The sequence below is a fragment of the Aminobacter sp. HY435 genome, assembly GCF_027568395.1.
GTDB lineage: Bacteria > Pseudomonadota > Alphaproteobacteria > Rhizobiales > Rhizobiaceae > Aminobacter.
This window is the reverse complement of the sequence record NZ_JANKZL010000002.1, coordinates 66,493-85,928: the sequence shown is the minus strand read 5'-3', so window position 1 is coordinate 85,928 and position 19,436 is coordinate 66,493. Positions and strand designations below refer to the sequence as shown.

Annotated in this window: 19 protein-coding genes; 11 read left to right on the top strand and 8 right to left on the bottom strand. The window is 64.3% G+C overall.

Features of this window, described 5'->3' with window-relative positions; translation table 11 throughout:
* Positions 1-177: 177 nt before the first annotated feature.
* The 4 genes from PCJ21_RS02965 (at position 178) to PCJ21_RS02950 (ending at position 3,302) form a co-directional block, all read left to right on the top strand.
* On the top strand, positions 178-1,182 hold the full coding sequence (locus PCJ21_RS02965; protein WP_269929895.1) for a methyltransferase: 1,005 nt from the start codon (positions 178-180) through the stop codon (positions 1,180-1,182).
* A gap of 105 nt (positions 1,183-1,287) precedes the next feature.
* Entirely contained in the window at positions 1,288-2,238 is a 951-nt protein-coding gene (locus PCJ21_RS02960) for an ABC transporter substrate-binding protein (RefSeq protein WP_269929981.1), read from the top strand.
* A gap of 30 nt (positions 2,239-2,268) precedes the next feature.
* A complete protein-coding gene (locus tag PCJ21_RS02955; RefSeq protein WP_269929894.1) occupies positions 2,269-2,949 on the top strand; it encodes a L,D-transpeptidase in 681 nt (226 codons plus the stop codon).
* A gap of 44 nt (positions 2,950-2,993) precedes the next feature.
* Positions 2,994-3,302 (top strand): hypothetical protein, encoded by a 309-nt coding sequence (locus PCJ21_RS02950; RefSeq protein WP_269929893.1) that lies wholly within the window; start codon positions 2,994-2,996, stop codon positions 3,300-3,302.
* Between the two features lie 15 nt (positions 3,303-3,317).
* Here the strand turns inward: PCJ21_RS02950 and PCJ21_RS02945 are convergent, their stop codons facing one another.
* Positions 3,318-4,646: a DNA polymerase IV gene (locus PCJ21_RS02945; RefSeq protein ID WP_269929892.1), complete on the bottom strand. Its 1,329-nt coding sequence runs from the start codon at positions 4,644-4,646 to the stop codon at positions 3,318-3,320.
* A gap of 67 nt (positions 4,647-4,713) precedes the next feature.
* Between PCJ21_RS02945 and PCJ21_RS02940 the strand changes: the two genes are divergently transcribed.
* Positions 4,714-5,289: a GNAT family N-acetyltransferase gene (locus PCJ21_RS02940; RefSeq protein WP_269929891.1), complete on the top strand. Its 576-nt coding sequence runs from the start codon at positions 4,714-4,716 to the stop codon at positions 5,287-5,289.
* Between the two features lie 109 nt (positions 5,290-5,398).
* On the opposite strand, the gene PCJ21_RS02935 is transcribed toward PCJ21_RS02940, so the two are convergent.
* Together PCJ21_RS02935 and PCJ21_RS02930 are read right to left on the bottom strand one after the other, a co-directional pair.
* Complete coding sequence (locus PCJ21_RS02935; RefSeq protein ID WP_269929890.1) at positions 5,399-5,950, bottom strand: DUF924 family protein; 552 nt, start codon at positions 5,948-5,950, stop codon at positions 5,399-5,401.
* A 2-nt stretch (positions 5,951-5,952) separates the two neighbouring features.
* Positions 5,953-7,809, bottom strand: coding sequence for a monovalent cation:proton antiporter-2 (CPA2) family protein (locus PCJ21_RS02930; protein ID WP_269929889.1), 1,857 nt, complete (start codon positions 7,807-7,809; stop codon positions 5,953-5,955).
* A gap of 265 nt (positions 7,810-8,074) precedes the next feature.
* Between PCJ21_RS02930 and PCJ21_RS02925 the strand changes: the two genes are divergently transcribed.
* Positions 8,075-8,341, top strand: a complete 267-nt coding sequence (locus PCJ21_RS02925) for a hypothetical protein (protein WP_269929888.1) — start codon at positions 8,075-8,077, stop codon at positions 8,339-8,341.
* Between the two features lie 64 nt (positions 8,342-8,405).
* On the opposite strand, the gene PCJ21_RS02920 is transcribed toward PCJ21_RS02925, so the two are convergent.
* The 4 genes from PCJ21_RS02920 to PCJ21_RS02905 form a co-directional block, all read right to left on the bottom strand.
* Positions 8,406-8,963, bottom strand: a complete 558-nt coding sequence (locus PCJ21_RS02920) for a hypothetical protein (protein ID WP_269929887.1) — start codon at positions 8,961-8,963, stop codon at positions 8,406-8,408.
* A gap of 73 nt (positions 8,964-9,036) precedes the next feature.
* Positions 9,037-10,116 carry a YcjF family protein gene (locus PCJ21_RS02915; RefSeq protein WP_269929886.1) on the bottom strand — a complete coding sequence of 360 codons (1,080 nt, stop codon included), beginning with the start codon at positions 10,114-10,116 and terminating at the stop codon, positions 9,037-9,039.
* Positions 10,113-11,588, bottom strand: a complete 1,476-nt coding sequence (locus PCJ21_RS02910; protein WP_269929885.1) for a YcjX family protein — start codon at positions 11,586-11,588, stop codon at positions 10,113-10,115. Before PCJ21_RS02910 ends, PCJ21_RS02915 begins: the two co-directional genes overlap by 4 nt.
* 79 nt (positions 11,589-11,667) lie before the next feature.
* Positions 11,668-12,171 (bottom strand): SixA phosphatase family protein, encoded by a 504-nt coding sequence (locus tag PCJ21_RS02905; protein ID WP_269929884.1) that lies wholly within the window; start codon positions 12,169-12,171, stop codon positions 11,668-11,670.
* A 244-nt stretch (positions 12,172-12,415) separates the two neighbouring features.
* Here PCJ21_RS02905 and dksA point away from each other — a divergent pair, with 244 nt between their 5' ends.
* A complete protein-coding gene (gene dksA, locus PCJ21_RS02900; RefSeq protein ID WP_269929883.1) occupies positions 12,416-12,832 on the top strand; it encodes an RNA polymerase-binding protein DksA in 417 nt (138 codons plus the stop codon).
* 107 nt (positions 12,833-12,939) lie between these two features.
* Here the strand turns inward: dksA and PCJ21_RS02895 are convergent, their stop codons facing one another.
* Positions 12,940-13,659 carry a flagellar biosynthetic protein FliO gene (locus tag PCJ21_RS02895; RefSeq protein WP_269929882.1) on the bottom strand — a complete coding sequence of 240 codons (720 nt, stop codon included), beginning with the start codon at positions 13,657-13,659 and terminating at the stop codon, positions 12,940-12,942.
* Positions 13,660-13,868: 209 nt separating this feature from the next.
* Here PCJ21_RS02895 and cckA point away from each other — a divergent pair, with 209 nt between their 5' ends.
* The 4 genes from cckA (at position 13,869) to PCJ21_RS02875 (ending at position 19,369) form a co-directional block, all read left to right on the top strand.
* Entirely contained in the window at positions 13,869-16,469 is a 2,601-nt protein-coding gene (gene cckA, locus PCJ21_RS02890) for a cell cycle histidine kinase CckA (protein WP_269929881.1), read from the top strand.
* 71 nt (positions 16,470-16,540) lie between these two features.
* Positions 16,541-17,278: a purine-nucleoside phosphorylase gene (gene deoD, locus PCJ21_RS02885; protein ID WP_269929880.1), complete on the top strand. Its 738-nt coding sequence runs from the start codon at positions 16,541-16,543 to the stop codon at positions 17,276-17,278.
* A 189-nt stretch (positions 17,279-17,467) separates the two neighbouring features.
* Positions 17,468-17,647 carry a hypothetical protein gene (locus PCJ21_RS02880; protein WP_269929879.1) on the top strand — a complete coding sequence of 60 codons (180 nt, stop codon included), beginning with the start codon at positions 17,468-17,470 and terminating at the stop codon, positions 17,645-17,647.
* A gap of 333 nt (positions 17,648-17,980) precedes the next feature.
* A complete protein-coding gene (locus PCJ21_RS02875; RefSeq protein WP_442865947.1) occupies positions 17,981-19,369 on the top strand; it encodes a DEAD/DEAH box helicase in 1,389 nt (462 codons plus the stop codon).
* The last annotated feature ends 67 nt before the right edge of the window (positions 19,370-19,436 follow it).

The following is a 19,436-nucleotide window of genomic DNA, read 5'->3' as shown; positions in this document are numbered from 1 at the left end:
CCATGAGTTCGCCGCCGGCAATCGCCACCGAACAGCCTGTCTTGCTCTGGGACCGCCGGAGAGGAGCAAGACAGGCAGGCCAACGGGAGTTTTCTGAACGCGAATACGGCGCGTTGCTGCCAAAAGAAGATGCTGGTATTTTCGAGCGCGCTTATCTTGGCATTCGGGGACGTCGTCATGGACGAGGAGACCGCAGCCGCAGAACTCATGCAGATGATCAACGGGTATCAGGTGTCGCAGGCGATCTGCGTCGCTGCGACGCTCGGCATCGCCGACTGTCTGGGCGAGGGCGCCCGAACGAGCGACGAGTTGGCCGCAATGACGGCCGCGCATCCGCAATCGCTCTACCGTCTGCTGCGTGCGTTGGCGTCTGTCGGCGTGTTTCATGAAGGCGAAGGGCGCAGCTTTACGCTGGCGCCGTTGGGCCGTGCCCTGCGCTCCGACGCACCGCATTCGGTCGCGCCATGGGCGCGGATGGTCGAGCGGCCCTACTATCGCCAGGCGTGGAGCGATCTGCTGCACAGCGTCCGAACCGGAGAAAATGCCTTTCATCACGCCTATGGCATGGGCGTCTGGGATTATCGCGCCAGGCAGCCGGAGGAATCGGCGATCTTCGACAGCGCCATGTCGTCATTTGCGCCCCCGGTCGCGGCCGCGGTGCTGGAAGCCTATGATTTCAGTGGGTTCAAGACGCTGATGGATGTCGGCGGCGGGCAAGGCGTGTTGCTGGCCGCCATCCTCGCTGTCAATCCGCATCTCAACGGCGTTTTGTTCGATCAGCCGCAGGTGGTGGCAGGTGCCGCTGCAACGATCGGGGCTGTCGCCGATCGTTGCCAGGTGGTAGCCGGCGACTTCTTTGCCTCGGTGCCCGAAGGTGCGGACGGGCATCTGATGAAATGGATATTGCACGATTGGGATGACGAACGTTCCCTTGCGGTGCTGAAAAGCAGTCGGCGCTCGATTGAGCCGGACGGCAAGCTGCTCGTGCTGGAAAGCATACTGGCTCCGCGTAACGAGGGCGCCCGGGCCAAATTTGCCGATCTCAACATGCTGGCCGTTCCCGGCGGGCAGGAGCGCACCACCGAAGAATATGGCCGGCTCTACGAAGCTTCCGGGTTCGCGCTGGCGCGAGTATTCGATACAGGCCCACGCATCAGCATAATGGAATGTCGGCCTGTCTAGCTTGAGTCCGGTAACGCCGGCCAGGCCATCTGGCGAGAAGCTCGCTTGACACAACCGCTTTATGCAGAAATCCTGCCTGCAGCGGAAACGAGACTGGCGGTCAACATGAAGGCCCTATTGCAAGGTGTCTGCGTTACGGCTGTGCTTGCGGGAGGTATCCTCCACGCACATTCGGCCGATCTGGTCGTCGCCATGCCAAGCTGGCCGTCGGGCCAGGCGTCCGCCAATATCATGAAGGTCGCGCTCGAGGATGCGCTGAAAATCAGGGTCGATGTCCAGGAGATGGGCACGCTGATCGCCTTCACCGGCATGGATAGCGGCGCAGTCGACGTCTATCCCGAGGTCTGGCGGCCGAACTTCGATCCGCTGGTCCAGAAATACGCCACCGATCGCGGCACGATCCATCTCGCGCCTCACAATGTGGCGGCGACGCAGGGGCTTTGCGTCACCAAGAAGGCCTATGATCTCGGCGTGCGCGACGTCGCCGACCTGACCGACCCGGCCAAGGCCAAGCTGTTCGACACCGATGGCGACGGCAAGGGCGAGATGTGGATCGGCGCGCGCGGCTGGCTGTCGACCGACGTCGAGCAGATCCGCGCCAAGAGCTACGGCTACGCCAACACCATGACGCTGCTCGAGATGCCCGAGGAAGTCGGCATGTCCGGCGTCGATGCCGCGGTTGCCACCGACAGGCCGATCGTCTTCTATTGCTACAGCCCGCACCACGTATTCCAGCTGCACGAAATCAAGCGGCTGACCGAGCCGGCTTTCGACCCGGCCAAATGGAATGTCGTGCTCCAGGCCGACGATCCGATGTGGCTGTCCAAATCCAGTGCGCCGGTGGCGTGGAAACCATCGAGCTTCAGCGTTGCCTATGCGAGTTCGCTGGCCAGCCGCCTGCCGCAGGTGGCGAAGTTCCTCGACAAGGTCGACTTTGCGCCCGACGAGATCACGGCGATGAGCTACGCCATCGAGGTCGACGGCAAGTCGCCATCGGACTACGCGCGCGAATGGGTCGCTGCGCACCCGGATCGCGTCAAGGGATGGATGCAGTGACGCCCGCAAGGGCCTGAGAGGGGTACGCGCATGGCAGGGACGCTGCGTCGGAACGCGAGGCTGGGCTGGGCCGCGGCATTGTTCACGGCGGTCGGGCTCGGAGTGGCATTGGCGCAGGTCGGACCGACCACGCAGATTTTCGATCCCAAGACGCACAAATGGATCAACTACGACCGCAAGAAGGCGCGCCAGTATTATGCCGCCCATGGCCAGGTCCCCGATGCGTTCCGCCGCCAGATCGTTCCGTTCCGTACGGCCGAGAAGCCGGGCACCATCATCATCGACGGCAACCAGCATTTTCTCTATCTCGTATTGCCCGGCCTGAAGGCCGTGCGCTACGGCATCGGCGTCGGCCGCGAGGGATTTGGCTGGGCTGGCATCGTCCGCGTCGGGCGGACCGCGGAATGGCCAACCTGGACGCCGCCGGCCGAGATGGTGGCGCGCGATCCGAATGCCGCGAAGTTCGCCGGCGGCATGCCGGGCGGCCCTGACAATCCGCTCGGCGCGCGCGCGCTCTATCTCTACCAGGGCGATCAGGACACCATCTACCGCATCCATGGCACGCCCGAGCCCTGGACGATCGGTCTCGATGTCTCGTCGGGCTGCATTCGCATGAACAACGACGACATTGTCGACTTGCACGCCCAGGTGCAGGTCGGCGCCAAGGTTGTCGTGCTGATGCAGGGGGCCGCGCTCTACAAGGGAGTGTGACCGCGGAGGTTCCGAAAATCCGGCGCAACGATCGAGGGGACGACATGCGAGCGATTTTTCTTTCTGTGACTTTTCTGGTGGCAGGCGCAGCACTTGTCGGGTGCAGTTCGACCGCGCCAGAGCCGCAGGACATGGCGCGGACCACCGTTCAGACAGCACCGGCCGACCTGCAGCTGACCTGCGCCAGCGCGGCAGCCACCTCGGCCGGTGTCGACGCCAACAAGGTGCTGCCCGTCGGATCCCAGCAACTTGACGCCACACGCTACCAGGTCGAGCTCAATGCGTCCGGCCAGCGCTACGTCTGCATCGTCGACAACATGGGCGCCGTGTCTTCCGTCCAGAAGGCCGCGTAGCGCGTCCCGGCGCAGCTATTCGTCCAGCGGTTCGGGCGGATGGGCGTTGCGGCCCTTGCCGAAGGTGTAGCCGGTCTCGACCGCCTTGCGGCCGAACTTGTCACGCAGGGCATCCATAGCCCCTTCCGCCAAGGCGCGTTTGCGCGACTGGAGGTCGACGAGGTCAGGCGGGTCGGCGCGGTCGTCGTCCGACAGGTCGCTCACGCCGATGCCGAGCAGGCGGTACTTGGTGCCGTCGGTTTCTTTCGACAGCAGTTGCATGCCGGTCTGGAAAATGCGGTCGGCGAGCCGCGTCGGATCAGCCAGCTGGCGGTTGCGGGTGCGAAGCTTGAAGTCCTGGGTTTTCAGTTTCAACACCACTGTGCGGCCAGCGATGCCTGCTTTCTTGAGGCGCGCCGAGACTTTTTCCGACAGGGCCCTGAGCACCGGAACCAGGTCCTCCGAGGTCGCCAGGTCCGTGTCGAAGGTCGTTTCGGCCGAGACGCTTTTCGCCTCCTGGTCCGGCGACACCCGGCGTTCGTCCTGTCCGCGCGCCAAATGGTAGAGTCGGCTGCCCATCGTGCCGTATCGCCGCATCAGGTCGCCCAGGTCCATGCGCTGCAACTGGCCGATGCTGCGAATGCCGTCGCGCTCCAGCGTCGCGGCAAAAGCCTTGCCGACGCCCCAGATCATCGTCACCGGCTGCGGCGCGAGAAAGCTCGCGGCTTCGGCCTCGCCGATGACGGCGAAACCGCGCGGCTTGCGCAGGTCGGAGGCGACTTTCGCCAGAAATTTGCAGTAGGACAGCCCGGCGGAAACGGAGATGCCGATTTCCTTCTCCACCGCCACCGAGAAGCGGGCGAGCACCAGCGCCGGCGGCAGCCCGTGCAATTGCTCGGTGCCGGAGAGGTCAAGGAACGCCTCGTCGATCGATAGCGGCTCGACCAGCGGCGTCAGCGCCTGCATCATCGCGCGCACCTCGCGGCCGACGCGCACGTATTTCTCCATATCAGGCTTAACCACGACCGCTTCGGGGCAGGCTTCGAGCGCCTTGAACATCGGCATCGCCGAGCGCACGCCATGGATGCGCGCGATGTAGCAGGCCGTCGAGACCACGCCGCGCTTGCCGCCGCCGATGATGACAGGCTTGTCCTTCAGTTCAGGATTGTCGCGTTTCTCGACGGCGGCGTAGAAAGCGTCGCAATCGATATGGGCGAGGTGCAGCCTGTACAGTTCGGCGTGGCGCAGCAGGCGCGGACTGCCGCAGGCATGGCAACGCGGGCCCGCGCCGCGTTGAAGGGCAAGGCAGTCGCGGCAGAAACCGTGGCTGGGATCGTTGACAGGCATCGCCTTCGCTGCGAACATAAAGAGAACAATCGTGATTTTATGCCAGCCTGCCCGCCGGGACAAGGCGGCGTTGGGGAGCTGTCCCGTGTCTGATGACATCTTGCCGGTGACACCTGAACTCTGGCCGCATTTCGAGGATCTGTTTGGCAAGCAGGGTGCTTGCTACGGTTGCTGGTGCACCTATTTTCGCCTGCCGCCGGCAGCGCGCCGGCAAAGCAGCCGCGAGCGCAACAAGGACCACATCAAGTCTCGGATAGAGGCCGGTCCGCCACCGGGTCTGCTGGCGTTCCAGGATGGCCAGGCGGTCGGCTGGATGCAGATAGGCCCACGCGCCGACGTGCCTGAATTCAACAATGCGGGCAGGGGATCGGCGCCGCTCGACCCCATGGATGCCGGCGACCCGGAAGTCTGGGCGATCTCGTGCTTCTTCGTGCGCTCCAAGGCGCGCGGCGCGGGCCTCACCCACAGGCTCGTTGGCGCCGGCATGGAGTTTGCCCGCCGATCAGGCGCGCGCTTGCTGGAAGCCTGCCCCATGGATCAATCCAAGGATTCGCGCTCGGTCGGGCTTTTCGTCGGTTCGACCCGCGTGTTCGAGCAAGCCGGCTTCGTGCGCGCGGCCGAGCGCAAGCCCGGCCGGCCGCTGATGCGGATCGAGCTTTAGCGGATCGGCCCGAAAATCGGACCCGATTTTCGGAAAGCACGATGCGCCAACTCAGTAAGTTAGAGCGTCCTTTGTGCGTCCATTCGGACGCACGGCGCTCTAGACAGAATCAGCCGGAAAAGCCGCCGCTTTCCAGGAACGCCAGTTCCTGCTCGGTCGAGTCGCGCCCCAGGATGAAGTTTCGGTGCGGGAAGCGGCCGAACCGGGCGACGATATCGCGGTGCCCGATGGCATGCTTCATGAAATCGCCACCCAGGGCTGTCGAGCGCTCCAGCGGAATGTCATGGTCCGCCAGCGTCTCGGAATGCGAGAACGGCAGGTAGAAGAAGACGCGGATGGGGCCTTCGGTGGCGAGATCATGGCCGTCGGCCACCGCCTTGCGGGCGAAATGCCGGGCCAGCGGGTCGGTCGCGTACATGTGGCCCGAACCTCGGAAGCAATTGCGCGGAAACTGGTCGAGCAGGATCATCAGCGCCAGCGCGCCTTCGGCGTCGTCCGCCCAGGCATCGCATTGGCGCTTGGCCGCGGCCATATGCAGGTCGCCAAAGGTCTCGCGAAAGTGGTCGTCGAACATCGCGTCCTTGTAGAACCACTTCTCGACACCGGCTTCGCGCCAGTAGGTGACCACTTCGGTCGCCCGCTTCCTGTCCACTTGGGTCATCGTCACTTCCTTTCAGCCTGTTCGATCGCCTTCTTGCTGAGCGCGTCTGCCGCCTCTTCGTTGAGCGCCTTGGCGCTGCGGCGCGGCGGGGTGAGCGGTGCCGGCACGGGGGCGGGGATGTTGCCCTGCAGGTAGTCGCGGCCCGACCGAATGTCGCCGGCTATCTGCGTATCGAGGCGCGCGGCGTCGCGGGCACGCACGTCTTCGATCACTTCGGCAACCGTGCTTGGGTCTTCGCCGAGCTGTTCTAGGGTCGTGCCGCCGAACAGCAGCGCCGATTCGAATGTCTCGCGCAACTGGTAGGCTACGCCCGCCCGGATCAACTGGATCGCGGTGCCGCGATCGAATGCGCGCGCCAGCACCGGCACCAGCGGAAATTCCGCCTTCATGTGCTCGGCAATGCGCACCGCGACTTCTTCCTTGTCGACGCAGATCAGGACCGCGCGTGCCCGGCCCGCACCGGCCGCATGCAGGATGTCGAGGCGGGTACCGTCGCCATAATAGACCTTGAAGCCGAAGTCGGCCGCCGCTTGGATCATCTCGACGTCGTTGTCGATGATCGAGACATCGATGCCGCGCAGCAATAGCGGCTGGCTGGCGATCTGGCCGAAGCGGCCAAAGCCGATGACCAGCACGCTTCCGCTCAGTTCTTGCGCCACATCGACGCCTTCCAGCGATTGCTCGTCGCGTGGCGTGAAACGGCGCAGCACCGTGATGGCGAGCGGGGTGAGCACCATCGAGATAATGATGATGGCAGTCAGGACGGCGTTGGCTTCACCGTCGATGATGCCGACCGCGAGCGCTGACGAGTAGAGCACGAAGGCGAATTCGCCGCCCTGGGCCATGACCACGGCGCGTTCCAGGGCCTCGCGGTGCCCGGCGTGCAGGATGCGAGCGACGACGTAGATGCCGGCGCCCTTCATCATCATGTAGACGACGACGTAGAATGCGATCATCCGCCAGTTGGCGGCGACAACCTGCAGATCAAGCGACATGCCCACCGCGATGAAGAACATGCCGAGCAGGATGCCGCGGAAGGGCTCGATGTCCGCCTCCAGTTGGTGCCTGAAGGTCGATTCGGACAGCAGAACGCCCGCGAGGAACGCGCCCATCGCCATCGAAAGTCCGCTCATCTGCATCGCCAACGCCGATCCCAGCACAACGAGCAGTGCTGCCGCCGTCATGACTTCGCGGGCTCGCGAATTGGCCAGGACGCGAAACAGAGGGTTGAGCAGGTAGCGGCCGGCGAAGATCAGCCCGACGATGGCGCCGACGCCAATGCCGATGTCATGCAACCGTTCGGTCCAGCCCGTGCCATGGTCGGTGGGCGAGACCGGCGCCAGGAATGCGACCGCCGCCAAAAGCGGCACGATGGCGAGGTCTTCGAGCAAGAGGATGGAAACCATGCGCTGGCCCCTGGGCGTGCCGAGTTCGCCGCGCTCCTCGAGCAACTGCATGACGATGGCCGTCGAGGTCAAGACGAAGCCCGCGCCGGCGACGAAGGACTGGGAGGCAGGGAAGCCGGTGACAAAGCCCACACCGGTCAGCAGCAGGGCGCACAGGCCGACTTGAAAGGCGCCGAGTCCGAAGATTTCACGGCGAAGGCCCCACAATCGCGACGGCTGCATTTCGAGACCGATGATGAACAGGAACATCACCACGCCGAGTTCGGCGACGTGCAGGATCGTTTCCGCTTCCGAAAAAAAACCGAGCCCGAACGGTCCGATGACGATGCCTGCCGACAGGTAGCCCAGGATCGAGCCGAGGCCGAGCCTCTTGAATATGGGAACCGACACCACTCCGGCGGCAAGCAGCGCCACAACCTGAATCAGTTCGCTGCCCGATGCCTCAGCCGCCATGTGTGCTCCCGTGTCTTGTGGTTGCGCGGCCAACGCCGTCTGGGAAGTTCAAGATAGGTGCTTCGGTGGCTGGCGAACAGCCCACCGTCAACATCGAATCGTTGCCATGACGCTACGTTGCTCATCGTGGATGTGGCTGCGGCATCCGTGGCTCTACAACCCGTCATTGCGTGCGACAGGGAGTGAGGCTAAGGCGGGCACGGTTTCGCCCAGCGAGGGGCTGAACTGCCGCCGACATTGCGTTGGCCACGAGGAGAGGATTGACATGAACAAGATCGTATTCGCGCTGCTGGGCGTTGCAGCACTTGGCCTTTCGGCCTGCTCAAAGGCGCCGGAATGCACCGCTGATGTCATGGCCAAGAAGGGCCAGGAAGTGGTGGCTGCGCTTCAGGACGCGGTGACGAAGGATCCGGCCAAGGCGGGCGAACTGACCGCCAAGGTCGCGGAAGTCACCAGCAAGTATCAGGGTTCGACCACGTCGGACGACGCCTGCAAGGCCTATGATGAGCTGCTCGCGGCCATCAAGGGCTGAGGCGACAGATAGACAAAGGGCGGCGTCCTGGAGGCGCCGCCCTTTTTGCTGTCGGAAGAAGAGATCAGTTCTTGGCGATGGCGCCAACGGCGGAACCATCGACGCGGGTCAGCTTCATGCCAATGACCGGCACCAGCTGCTTTTCGACGCGCACCGAGACGGTGACATGCATCGAATTCTCGTCGGGCACACGCGCCTGCATCACGCCGTTGAGCTGGTTGCGGTTGAGTGACAGCACCACCTTGCGGCCGTCGACGACACTGCCCGAGATGATGTCCATGCCCTTGCCGGCCGAGCCGTCGAGGAAAGTGCCCTTGTAGCCGCTGCGGCCCTTCTGCTCGATCTGGGCCGACATTTTCTGGGTGAACATGCCGACGCGGCAGCCGCCGTCCAGCGCCATGCCGAGCTTGCCGTCAGGCGTCGAGCCGGTGAAGGTGCAGGTAAACTTGGTGCCCTTGTATTTGCCGGCGACGATCTCGCCCGGGCCAACCCATTCGCCTTCGACCGCCTTGAAGAATTTCTGGTCGCGCTCCGGTGCCTTCGCCGAGCCGGCGACCGCGGCGCCCGGCAGGGCGATGGCCGCGACGACTGGCAGCACGGCGGACTTCAACAAGCGCTTCATGGAGACACCCGACAACAGGAAACTGGGAACGATTTGCTGTCTGGACCATGGCGAAAAATGGTTAACGCTTTGTCTATTTCGGTGTCTGCGGAGCCTTGTCCTTGCTCGCAAAAGTCGTGAGCGCGGCGAGAAAGTCGCCCATGCCTGGGCGTTTCAGGGCAGCAAAGGGTAGGGGGCGAGCGGCCTCCATGGCGGCGAGCCCGATGCGTGCCGTCATCATGCCGTTGACGACTCCCTCGCCGAGCTTTGCCGACAGCTTGGCGGCCAGCCCCTGGCCGACGATCTGCTGGACAAAGCTGTCGCCGACCGCCATCGAGCCGGTGATGGCAAGATGCGCCAGCACGCTGCGCGCCAGGCGGAAGAAGCCGAGCGTGCCCGGCCTGCCGCCGTAGAGCTCGGACAGCCGTCGGATCAGCCTGCCGGCCTCGAACACGACATAGGCGATGTCGACGAGGGCGCGCGGGCTGACCGCGGTCACCAGCGAGACGCGCTTTGCCGCGTCCAGGATCAGGATCTTGGCCTGGGCGTCGAGCGGGGCGAGTATCTCGGTTTCCGCCAGGCGCACGAGGTCGCCGCCGTCGATCACTTCGCCGCGCAGTTCCTCGAGCGCGCGGCGGCCCGCGGCGGTCTCGGCCTTGGACCTGACAAAGCGTGACAGCTCGTCGGTCACGGCGCGCGCCGCCCTTGGATCGTCGCGCTCGATGGCGTCGGCGGCGCGTTCCCTGAGGCGTTCTACCGAGGTCAGCCTTGTTAGCGCCAGTAGCTCCCGGGCGAGCATGACGAGCAATGCGGCGGCCGCGACGCCGGTCGCGCCCACTGCCAGCCAGCCCAGCCAGTCCGAGCGGGCAAAAAGATCGCGGATCAGGCTGTCGGTCCACAAGCCGATGCCAAGGGAAACCAGGACGCCGGCGGCGCCGAGAAAGAGCGCGCCGATACGCGACCGGCGTTTCGGCGGCGTTGCCGGCGCGGGCAGGGCGGCGGCGATGTCGCCAGCGTCAAAGACGTCGATCTCGGCTGGGGTAACGATTGCCGTTTCGACAGCCAGCGCGCGCGGCTTGCGCTGTTCTTGTTCGCGCAATGGCGGCTTGCCCGCGGGGTGGAGCGACGGCCCGCTTTCGATGTGAAACGCAGCGGGCTTGCGGGGAGCGCTCATGCGAGATGGTCTCCAATCAGGAACTGCAACGCGCGGTCGAGCCGGATGTGCGGCAGCGACAGCGTCACGCCCTCGGCGGTGCGTTCCAGCCTCGGCGGACGAAAGCGCACGAAACGGATGGTCGGATCGTTGGCGTCCTGGCGGTGGTTGATACCGAAATCCTGGAAGACGACTTCCGCCTTGTCCGGCAAGTCACCGGGAAATATCGCAGTTTCGGTGTTTCCGTCGAAGCATTCCTTGCCGATCCGCTCGCCCTTGATCGGCGTTCCGATGATGACAGGCAGCGTATCCCGGCCTTGCTTGACGGTGCCTTCCCGGGTCGCCCGCACGGCTGCGAGTGCAAGAACGTCGACTTCCGCCCCTGACAGATTGGCGCGGGAGACGGCGCGCTCGGTCAGCCGCCGCACGATTGCCTGCAGCCGGTCGTGGCTTTCGTGGTGGAGGTGGTCGGCCTTGGTCGCTGCGACCAGAATGCGGTCGATGCGGCGCGAGAACAGGTCGGTGAGTACGCTACCGCGTCCCTGCCTGAAGCAGGCGAGGATTTCCGTGACAGCGCGTTCGAGGTCGGCGATGGCACCGGGCCCGGCGTTCAGCGCCTGCATGGCGTCGATCAGCACGATCTGCCGGTCAAGCCGCGCGATGTGCTCGCGAAAGAACGGCTTCACGACATGCGTCTTGTAGGCCTCGTAGCGGCGCTCCATCATCGCATGCAGCGAGCCGGGCTTGGCCCGGGCGTCGCCCAGCGCGGCAAGCGGCGCAAAGGTCAGCGCCGGCGAGCCCTCAAGGTCGCCCGGCATCAGGAAGCGGCCGGGGGGCAGCGTGGACAGCGCGCGCTCGTCGTCCTTGCAGGCCTTGAGATAGGTGGCAAATGCCTCCGCCAAACGCCGCGCCGTCATTTCGTCGGCATCGGCGTCTGGTTTGATCGTGGCCGAGAGGGCGCGCCACGCCTCGGACAAATCCGCCCGCACGGGCAGTCCGGCGAGCTCGAAAGCCTCGTGGGAAAAGTCGCGGTAGCTCTTGCCGAGCAGCGGCAGGTCGAGCAGCCATTCGCCCGGATAGTCAACGATGTCGACAGACAGTTTTCCTGCTGAAAACATGCGGTTCCAGCCGGAAGCGGATTCAAATTCTATGGTCAGGCGCAGTTCGGAGATGGCGCGCGTCGAGTCGGGCCAGACGCCCTCGTCGACCAGCGCTGCGACGTGATCCTCGTACTGGAAGCGCGGCACTGCGTCGTCGGGCTGCTCCTCGAGGAAGGCGCGCGCGATTCGACCGGATTTCTGTGCCTCGAACATCGGCAGCCGGCCGCCGTGGATCAGGTTGTGCACGAATGAGGTGATGAACACCGTCTTGCCGGCGCGCGACAGTCCGGTCACGCCGAGCCTGAGCGAGGGGGAGAACAACCCGGTCGCGCGCCCGGAAAACGTGTCGAGGGCGATGCGCGCCTCGTCGGTGAAAGTGGTCAGTGACGCCAATCGTCCGATCCCCTTGGGGCCTGATGCGGTCCGGCCCCGATATAGGAACCGTCGCGCCGAATTGAAATGGCGAGCGATTTCAAAGGTCGGGAGGCGTGAGGAATGCTTCGAGGAAGCCCTGGCCGAGTTGTGCCTCGGAAAGGCTACCCTCAAAGCGAATGACGGCCAACCCGGATGTCGGAAAACCGGTGTGCAGCGTGTGCAGCGCGTTTTCCTCGCCGTTTCCGGCAACCGCGATCGCCAGGTCTTCCATCATTGGGTTGTGGCCGATAACGAGCACCGTGCCGTGGCGCCCATGCTCGCGGATGCTGTCGAGGTAACCGGCGGCGTCGGCACTGTAGAGCGCATCCGTGAAGATCACGCGTCCGGTGTCGGAATGGCCGGCGATCCCCTCGAGCGTTTCGCGGGCGCGGCGGGCATTGGAGCAGAGCGTCAGTTCGGGGACGTAGCCGTTGGCCCGCATCGCCGTTCCGGTCGATTCGGCGTCGGCTATTCCGGTTGCGTCCAACGGGCGGTCGAAATCCCTCATGCCCGGAAGCGCCCAGCCTGCCTTTGCGTGCCTGAGAAGAAAGAGCTTGCTCAAATATTGCTCCCCAAGGGCAGGCGTCCCGGCGAGCCCGCACAAACTGTCATTCCAGCATGTATCCAAGCCCTCGTCGCCTTGCAACCGGGCGATGCGGCTGTGCGTTGCATGGATATGGAGTTGCACGCATGCCACGCCGAATCACAAGCGTTCGGGCCAGTCGTAAACTTTTCGATGAATACGCTTGTGTGAGGGTTGGCCCGCGAATATATAGGCGCCAAAACGGGGTTGTTGGGTGAGTCGAATGAACGATACCGTTACACTTGGCTACGTTCCCTCCGAGGAGGAGCCGTTCATGAATGAACGGCAGAAGTCGTACTTCAAGGCTAAGCTGATTGCCTGGAAGAACGACATCCTTCGCGAGGCGCGCGAGACCCTCGAAATACTTCAGCAGGAAAACGCCAATCATCCGGACCTTGCCGATCGTGCTTCGTCCGAGACGGATCGCGCCATCGAGTTGAGGGCGCGGGATCGTCAACGCAAGTTGATCTCCAAGATCGACTCGGCGCTGCAGAGGATTGACGAGGGTACCTACGGTTATTGCGAAGAGACCGGTGAACCGATCTCGCTGAAGCGGCTGGACGCGCGTCCGATCGCCACGCTGTCGATCGAAGCACAGGAACGTCACGAGCGCCGTGAAAAGGTCTACCGCGACGACTGATCGCTGTTACCAGGACAACAAAAAAGGCGGCTTCGGCCGCCTTTTTTTGCATCGTTTCTCCAGTCGAAAGCCAAATCTTGCAGGACGCTGGCCTGCAGATGACTCATTCAGCGCTTGTGGCTCGACAACTCGCCAAGCAGCTTCGCCATTTCGTCGTCGAGCGAAGTATCCGGCGCAGAAGCCTTTTTCGGCTGTGGTTCGTCGAGCGACACCTCCAACTCCTTCATCAGGGTCTCGTCGATCTCCTCGCGCCGTACGGGTGCCGGTGCGGGCCGGACTGCCGCCCCATAGGTGGCGGAAACCGTCGGCCTGGGTGGCGGAGGCGAGAGCGGGATTGTCGCGACGGGCAGTTTCGGCGGTGCCGGTCGTGCTGCCGGTGCCGCTGGCTGCGGCTGGGGCCTTGGCTGGGCCGGTGGGGCAGGGCGAGGGGTGGCCTGCTGGGGAGCCGGCTCAAGGCGCTGCGCCTGCGGGCGGAGCGCGTGCTGGGCTTCGTGTGCGGCATCCGCTGATGGGGCTGGGCGGCGCGAAGCCGAAAGCCTGATGTCGCGCTCGACAACCACATCGGTCGGGCCACCGATCAGCAGAAGATGTTCGATATCGTCGCGCCGCACCAGCACCAGACGTCTCTGGCTGTCGACGGCGGTCGCGTCCATCACGGCAAGGCGCGTCTTGCGGTTTCTGCCGCCGGCCACGAAAGTTCCGAAGGTCAGGCTGCGGATCAGCTTGACGATGACCAGAACGATGACGAGCAGCACAAGTGCGGCAAACGTCCACAGTATCGCCGCCGTGTATCCGGGTCCCGCCACGTTATCCAGCCATTCGAACATTTGCTTCCCCCGTCGTCACGCCGCGCGCGACACTAACGCCACGCGCGGCCACACGGCAAGTTGCCATTCGTGCGTTGCTGGCGGGATTGAGGCTAAGAGCATGATCTTGCCCCGAACTTACGCGGCTTTTTATGTCGGGGCCTTTTCCCGGTAAGGAGAATGTGATTCAACCGCTTCGGTACGAGGGAGCCGGAGAGACTCGCAGGGGCATGGCCAAGCAATCGCGCAACGACTTTTATCCGGTTCCGATCGTGGATCAGGCAGCGCGCCCCGATGCCATCACCCGGCTGATCATCTTCATCGTCGTGCTGACCGGCGCAGCCATCGTCTTCGGCATTTTTCGCGAGCGTCTCGGCGACCCGTTCCTGCTGGGCATGCTCGGCGTCCTCGCCATGATCGGCGTCGGCTATCTGTTCGCAACCGCAATCGGCTTCATCCAGATCGCGCCGCGATCGCCCGCTGACGGCCTTTCCAAGGCGTTTGTCGATTCGATGACGCAAGGCCTCATCGTCACCGACGCGAAGGGACGCGTCGTCTACGCCAACCGCGCTTATGCCGACATGACCGGCGCCACCACGGCCGCCGATGTGAAGACCGTCGAGGGCCTGCTTTCGGACGTGCCTGAGGCGTCCGCGACCATTTCCGAACTCGCATCGGGCCTGCGCGACGGTCAGGTCGGCGACGGCGAGTTTCGTCTCGCCCAGTCGATCCGCCCCGGTGCCGCGCCCGGTGCGCGCTGGTATCGCGTCAGGGCGCGAGCCTTTTCAGTGCCGGACCAGCGCCAGCCGCTGAACGCCTGGCAACTTGCCGACATTTCTCCCGAACGGGCCGAGCAGGAGCGTTTCTTCCTCGATCTGCAGCAGGCCATCGATCATCTCGACCATGCCCCGGCCGGTTTCTTTTCCGCCGATCAGGACGGTCGCATCACCTATGTCAACGCCACGCTGGCGAACTGGCTGGGCATCGATCTGGCGAGCTTTACGCCCGGCGCCATCAGTCTCGACGAGGTTGTGGCCGGCGACGGCATGGCGCTCGTTCGTTCGGTCAAGGCCGATGCCGGCACCACGCGCAACGCGGTCATCGATCTCGATCTCGCCACCGTCAACGGCGAGGCCCTGCCGGTGCGTTTCATGCACCGCGTGTCGGCGAGCCGCGAAGGCATCAACGGGCCGACGCGCACGATCGTGCTGAACCGCACGCAGGGCGAGGATTCGTCCGCCCAGCTGCGCGCCTCCGAGGTGCGCTTCACGCGCTTCTTCAATTCGACGCCGATGGCGATTGCCGGCGTCGACCTCAATGGCCGCATCCTGCGCACCAATGCCCCGTTCCTGTCGCTGTTTTCGACCGTCGTCGACCGCGACGCCGTCGATCGCCGCGTCAGGCTCGACACTGTCATTCACGAACGCGACCGGGCCGCCTTCGCTGCAGCGCTTGAGCGGGCGCGCCAGCGTCAGGCTGACATCGCGCCGATCGACACCGTGCTGCCGGACAACGAGGAGCGCCACATGCGCTTCTACGTCAACGCCGTGGCCGACGGCTCTGATGCCGAGGGCGCGGAAGAGGCGGCCATCGTCTACGCCGTCGAGACGACCGAGCAGAAGGCGCTCGAAAGCCAGATGGCGCAGAGCCAGAAGATGCAGGCAGTTGGCCAGCTTGCCGGCGGCATCGCGCACGATTTCAACAACGTCCTGACGGCCATCATCATGGCCTCGGACCTGCTTCTGACCAACCACCGCCCGTCGGATCCGTCCTTCCCCGACATCATGAACATCAAGCAGAACGCCAACCGCGCCGCATCGCTGGTGCGGCAGCTGCTGGCATTCTCGCGCAAGCAGACGCTGCGCCCCGAAGTGTTGAGCCTGACCGACGTTCTGGCCGACCTGCGTACGCTTCTGGCACGCCTTGTCGGCAACAGCATCAAGCTCAAGATCGATCACGGGCGCGACCTTTGGCCTATCCGCGCCGATATCGGCCAGTTCGAGCAGGTCGTGGTCAACCTCGCCGTCAATGCCCGTGATGCCATGCCCGATGGCGGCGACCTGCTGGTGCGGACCAAGAACGTGCCGGCCGAAGAGGTCAAGGCCTACGGCTACCGTGAGCTGGTGCCGGCCGACTATGTCGTGCTCGAGGTCGAGGACTCAGGTACGGGCATTCCCCCGGAGGTGCTCAAGAAGATATTCGAGCCGTTCTTCACCACCAAGGAAGTGGGCAAGGGCACGGGCCTCGGCCTGTCGATGGTCTACGGCATCATCAAGCAGACCGGCGGCTTCATCTATTGCGACTCCGAGGTCGGCAAGGGCACGGTGTTCCGCATTTTCCTGCCGCGCCACATCGCCAAGCCGCAGCCTGTGCTTGAAGGCGACGCAAGGACGGTCGCCGAAGGTACGGCGCCGGCGCCCGCCAAGGGGCCCGAGGCTCCGAGCCCGGCCCGCGACCTGTCCGGGTCCGCGACGGTGCTGCTGGTCGAGGACGAGGATGCCGTTCGCATGGGCGGCGTGAGGGCTTTGACCTCGCGCGGCTACACGGTGCACGAGGCGTCGTCGGGCGTAGAGGCGCTCGAGGTGTTCGAGGAACTGGAAGGCAAGGTCGACATCGTGGTGTCCGACGTGGTCATGCCGGAAATGGACGGTCCGACGCTGCTCGGCGAATTGCGCAAGCGTCAGCCCGACATCAAGTTCATCTTCGTATCGGGCTACGCCGAGGACGCTTTCGCCAAGAACCTGCCCGCCGACGCGCAGTTCGGTTTCCTGCCCAAGCCGTTCTCGCTCAAGCAACTGGCGACAGTCGTCAAGGAAGTGCTGGAAGGATAGTCGTCCGTAGCGCTTTGCGATCGGCCGGTGCGGTGGCATGATACGGATCATCGCATCGCGGGATTGATCCAATGACACCGCACAACGAGGCGCAACGAGGCGACTATGCCGGAGTGGCATTGCTACCTGGCGATCCTCAGCGCGCCGAGTGGATTGCCGAGACTTTTCTCGATGATGTCAGATGCGTGAACCGCCTGCGCGGCGCGCTCGGTTTTACCGGGCGCTTTCGCGGTGTGCCGGTCAGCGTCCAGACGTCTGGCATTGGCGCGCCGTCGCTGGCCATCTATGCGCATGAGCTGATGGAGTTCTATGGGGTTCGCACCTTGATCCGTGTCGGCACCTGCGGCGGGCTGGCCGAACATGTCGGACTGCGCAGCCTGGTCATTTCGCAGTCGTCGAGCAGCGACAGCGCCATCAACCGCCAGCTGTTCGGTGTCTATGATTATGCGCCGAGCGCCGATTTCGGCCTGCTGCAATGTGCGGTGCGCCGGGCTGCCGAGCTGGGCATCGAGCATCACCTCGGCCAGACCGCGTCGAGCGATGTCTTCTACCATCCCGACGTCCTCGGCCGCTTCGCCGGACTCCGTGCCCATGGCGCCGTGGCCGTCGATATGGAAACCAATGCGCTGTATACGGTCGCGGCCCGGTTCGGGGCGAGGGCGCTGTCGATATGCACCGTCGTCGACAATCTCGTCACGGGCGAGGACACCGCTCCCGGTGAACGGCAGAAGCTGTTCACCGACATGACCAGGCTTGCCCTGGATGTTGTTTGCGAGATGTCGGCCGAAGCCCGCACCGACCGCGCGTAGCGCCCATATGGGCTTGTGCTAAAATAACTGTGGCCTCGGTGAGTCGGCTGCTTTTCCCGCGTTGCATTGGTTGCCTGACGAAAGCCTTCCGCAGGCAAGTTTCGCGCAAGCGACGCTCCATAGTTTCGGTCAGGTGGTGTTTGCGGTCCGTGTTCCTTGCGTTGGACAACAGGACATAGGGACAGCCCGATGGAACAGTTTGTCGAGGAAAGCATGAAGCGGCGTCTGACGGAGCGGGTGGATATCCTGACCGCCGTTGGTATCCTGAAATCCTACGGCTATTGGGACGATGAGCTGATCGTCGCGATAACCAGGATTTTCTACGTCGATCTCGACGCCCTGAACGAGGTGGTTCGGGACGCCGCCTGAGCCATTTCAGGATGATTGGATGAAGGCTCATGCTGCATCGCAGCACGTGCTGCTTGCTATTTGCGGCCAAATCATCCATATGCAGCCCCATAGGCGCTTGAGCCGGGCTAACGGCTTTCTCTACAGAGAGACTGGTTGCGTCTGTTTTCACCCTCCCGGCAACGGTGTGTGGCGAAATAGACCCGCGGGCATGAGGCTTGCGGGCACGACAGCGCAGCCGAGCGGACGTCCGTCCGCCGCCTTGTCGTTTCACGAGAGATTCAGGCCGGCAGGTTGCGCCCTGCCGCCATTTGTTGTTTGCGGCGAATATTCGTCGCACGAAAGAAGAAGATATTGACGAACGAAAACAATGCGGAGCTGAACGGCTTCGCCAAACTCGGTATTACTGGCGCTCTGCTCAAGGCCACCCTCGCGGCTGGCTACACCGAGCCCAAGCCGATTCAGGTCGAATCGATCCCCGCGCAGCTTGAAGGCCGGGACATTCTCGGTATCGCCCAGACGGGCTCGGGCAAGACCGCTGCCTTCGCGCTTCCCATCCTGTCCAAGATCATCACGCTCGGCACCAAGCGCCGGCCCAAGACGGCCCGTGCGCTGATCCTTGCGCCGACGCGCGAACTTGCCGTGCAGATCGAAGACACCATCAAGATCCTCGCCAAGGGAGCACACATCTCGACGGCGCTCGTGCTGGGCGGCGTGTCGCGCTTCTCGCAGGTCAAGAAGATCAGCCCCGGCGTCGACGTGCTGATCGCCACGCCCGGCCGTCTGACCGATCTGGTCCGCGAAGGCGACCTGGTGCTTGCCGACACGCAGTGGCTCGTCCTCGACGAAGCCGACCGCATGCTCGACATGGGTTTCATCAACGACGTCAAGCGTATTGCCAAGGCGACGTCGAAGGCTCGCCAGACCGCGCTTTTCTCGGCAACGATGCCGGCTGAAATCGCTGAGCTGGCCAAGGGCCTGCTGCGCGATCCGCTGCGCGTCGAAGTTGCCCCTCAGGGCACCACCGCCGCCGAGATCCGTCAGAGCATCGTTCTCGCCCGCACCAAGCAGAAGCGCAAGATCCTGTCGGACATGCTGGCCGACGAGGCGATGCGTTCGGTGATCGTGTTCGCCCGCACCAAGCACGGCGCTGACCGCGTCACCCGCGATCTCGAGCGCGATGGCTTCGAAGCAGCGGTCATCCATGGCAACAAGTCGCAGAATGCCCGCCAGAAGGCGCTCAACGGCTTCCGTGACGGTTCCGTGCGCATCCTGGTTGCAACCGACATTGCCGCTCGCGGCATCGACGTGCCCGGCATCAGCCATGTCGTGAACTTCGACCTGCCCGACGAAGCCGAAAGCTACGTCCACCGCATCGGCCGCACCGGCCGCAACGGCGCCGACGGCATCGCCGTCACGCTGGTCGACCCGAGCGAGAACGCCAAGCTCAAGCAGGTCGAGCGGATCATCCGCATGAAGTTGCCGGTCGACGCCGACCATCTGGCTCTGCCCGATCCGCAGCGTCCGGCAGGCGAGCCGCGCTATGAGCCGGCCAACGACCGGGGCGACCGCGACGAGCGCCGCCCGCAGGGCCAGAAGCCGCGCGGCAACAATGGTGGCAAGTCCAAGGGGCATTTCGCCGGCGGCGATCGTGCGCCCGGCGGCGCGCCCAAGGGCGACCGTCCGTTCCGTGGCAAGCGTCGCGGCTTCGGCGGCCGCAAGCAGACGACGCGCGCAGCGTAGTCCGTGCAGCATATCGGCCGGTCTGGTCCATATGCTGCGACAGGTTGAATAGGCCAGGGCGGTCGAG

Coding starts and splice junctions, on each gene's coding strand:
- PCJ21_RS02895 (WP_269929882.1), bottom strand. CDS start 13,659: ATGTTCGAATGGCTGGATAACGTGGCGGGACCCGGATACACGGCGGCG.
- cckA (WP_269929881.1), top strand. CDS start 13,869: ATGGCCAAGCAATCGCGCAACGACTTTTATCCGGTTCCGATCGTGGAT.
- PCJ21_RS02935 (WP_269929890.1), bottom strand. CDS start 5,950: ATGACCCAAGTGGACAGGAAGCGGGCGACCGAAGTGGTCACCTACTGG.
- dksA (WP_269929883.1), top strand. CDS start 12,416: ATGAACGATACCGTTACACTTGGCTACGTTCCCTCCGAGGAGGAGCCG.
- PCJ21_RS02950 (WP_269929893.1), top strand. CDS start 2,994: ATGCGAGCGATTTTTCTTTCTGTGACTTTTCTGGTGGCAGGCGCAGCA.
- PCJ21_RS02920 (WP_269929887.1), bottom strand. CDS start 8,963: ATGAAGCGCTTGTTGAAGTCCGCCGTGCTGCCAGTCGTCGCGGCCATC.
- PCJ21_RS02955 (WP_269929894.1), top strand. CDS start 2,269: ATGGCAGGGACGCTGCGTCGGAACGCGAGGCTGGGCTGGGCCGCGGCA.
- PCJ21_RS02945 (WP_269929892.1), bottom strand. CDS start 4,646: ATGTTCGCAGCGAAGGCGATGCCTGTCAACGATCCCAGCCACGGTTTC.
- PCJ21_RS02930 (WP_269929889.1), bottom strand. CDS start 7,809: ATGGCGGCTGAGGCATCGGGCAGCGAACTGATTCAGGTTGTGGCGCTG.
- deoD (WP_269929880.1), top strand. CDS start 16,541: ATGACACCGCACAACGAGGCGCAACGAGGCGACTATGCCGGAGTGGCA.
- PCJ21_RS02960 (WP_269929981.1), top strand. CDS start 1,288: ATGAAGGCCCTATTGCAAGGTGTCTGCGTTACGGCTGTGCTTGCGGGA.
- PCJ21_RS02915 (WP_269929886.1), bottom strand. CDS start 10,116: ATGAGCGCTCCCCGCAAGCCCGCTGCGTTTCACATCGAAAGCGGGCCG.
- PCJ21_RS02880 (WP_269929879.1), top strand. CDS start 17,468: ATGGAACAGTTTGTCGAGGAAAGCATGAAGCGGCGTCTGACGGAGCGG.
- PCJ21_RS02965 (WP_269929895.1), top strand. CDS start 178: ATGGACGAGGAGACCGCAGCCGCAGAACTCATGCAGATGATCAACGGG.
- PCJ21_RS02925 (WP_269929888.1), top strand. CDS start 8,075: ATGAACAAGATCGTATTCGCGCTGCTGGGCGTTGCAGCACTTGGCCTT.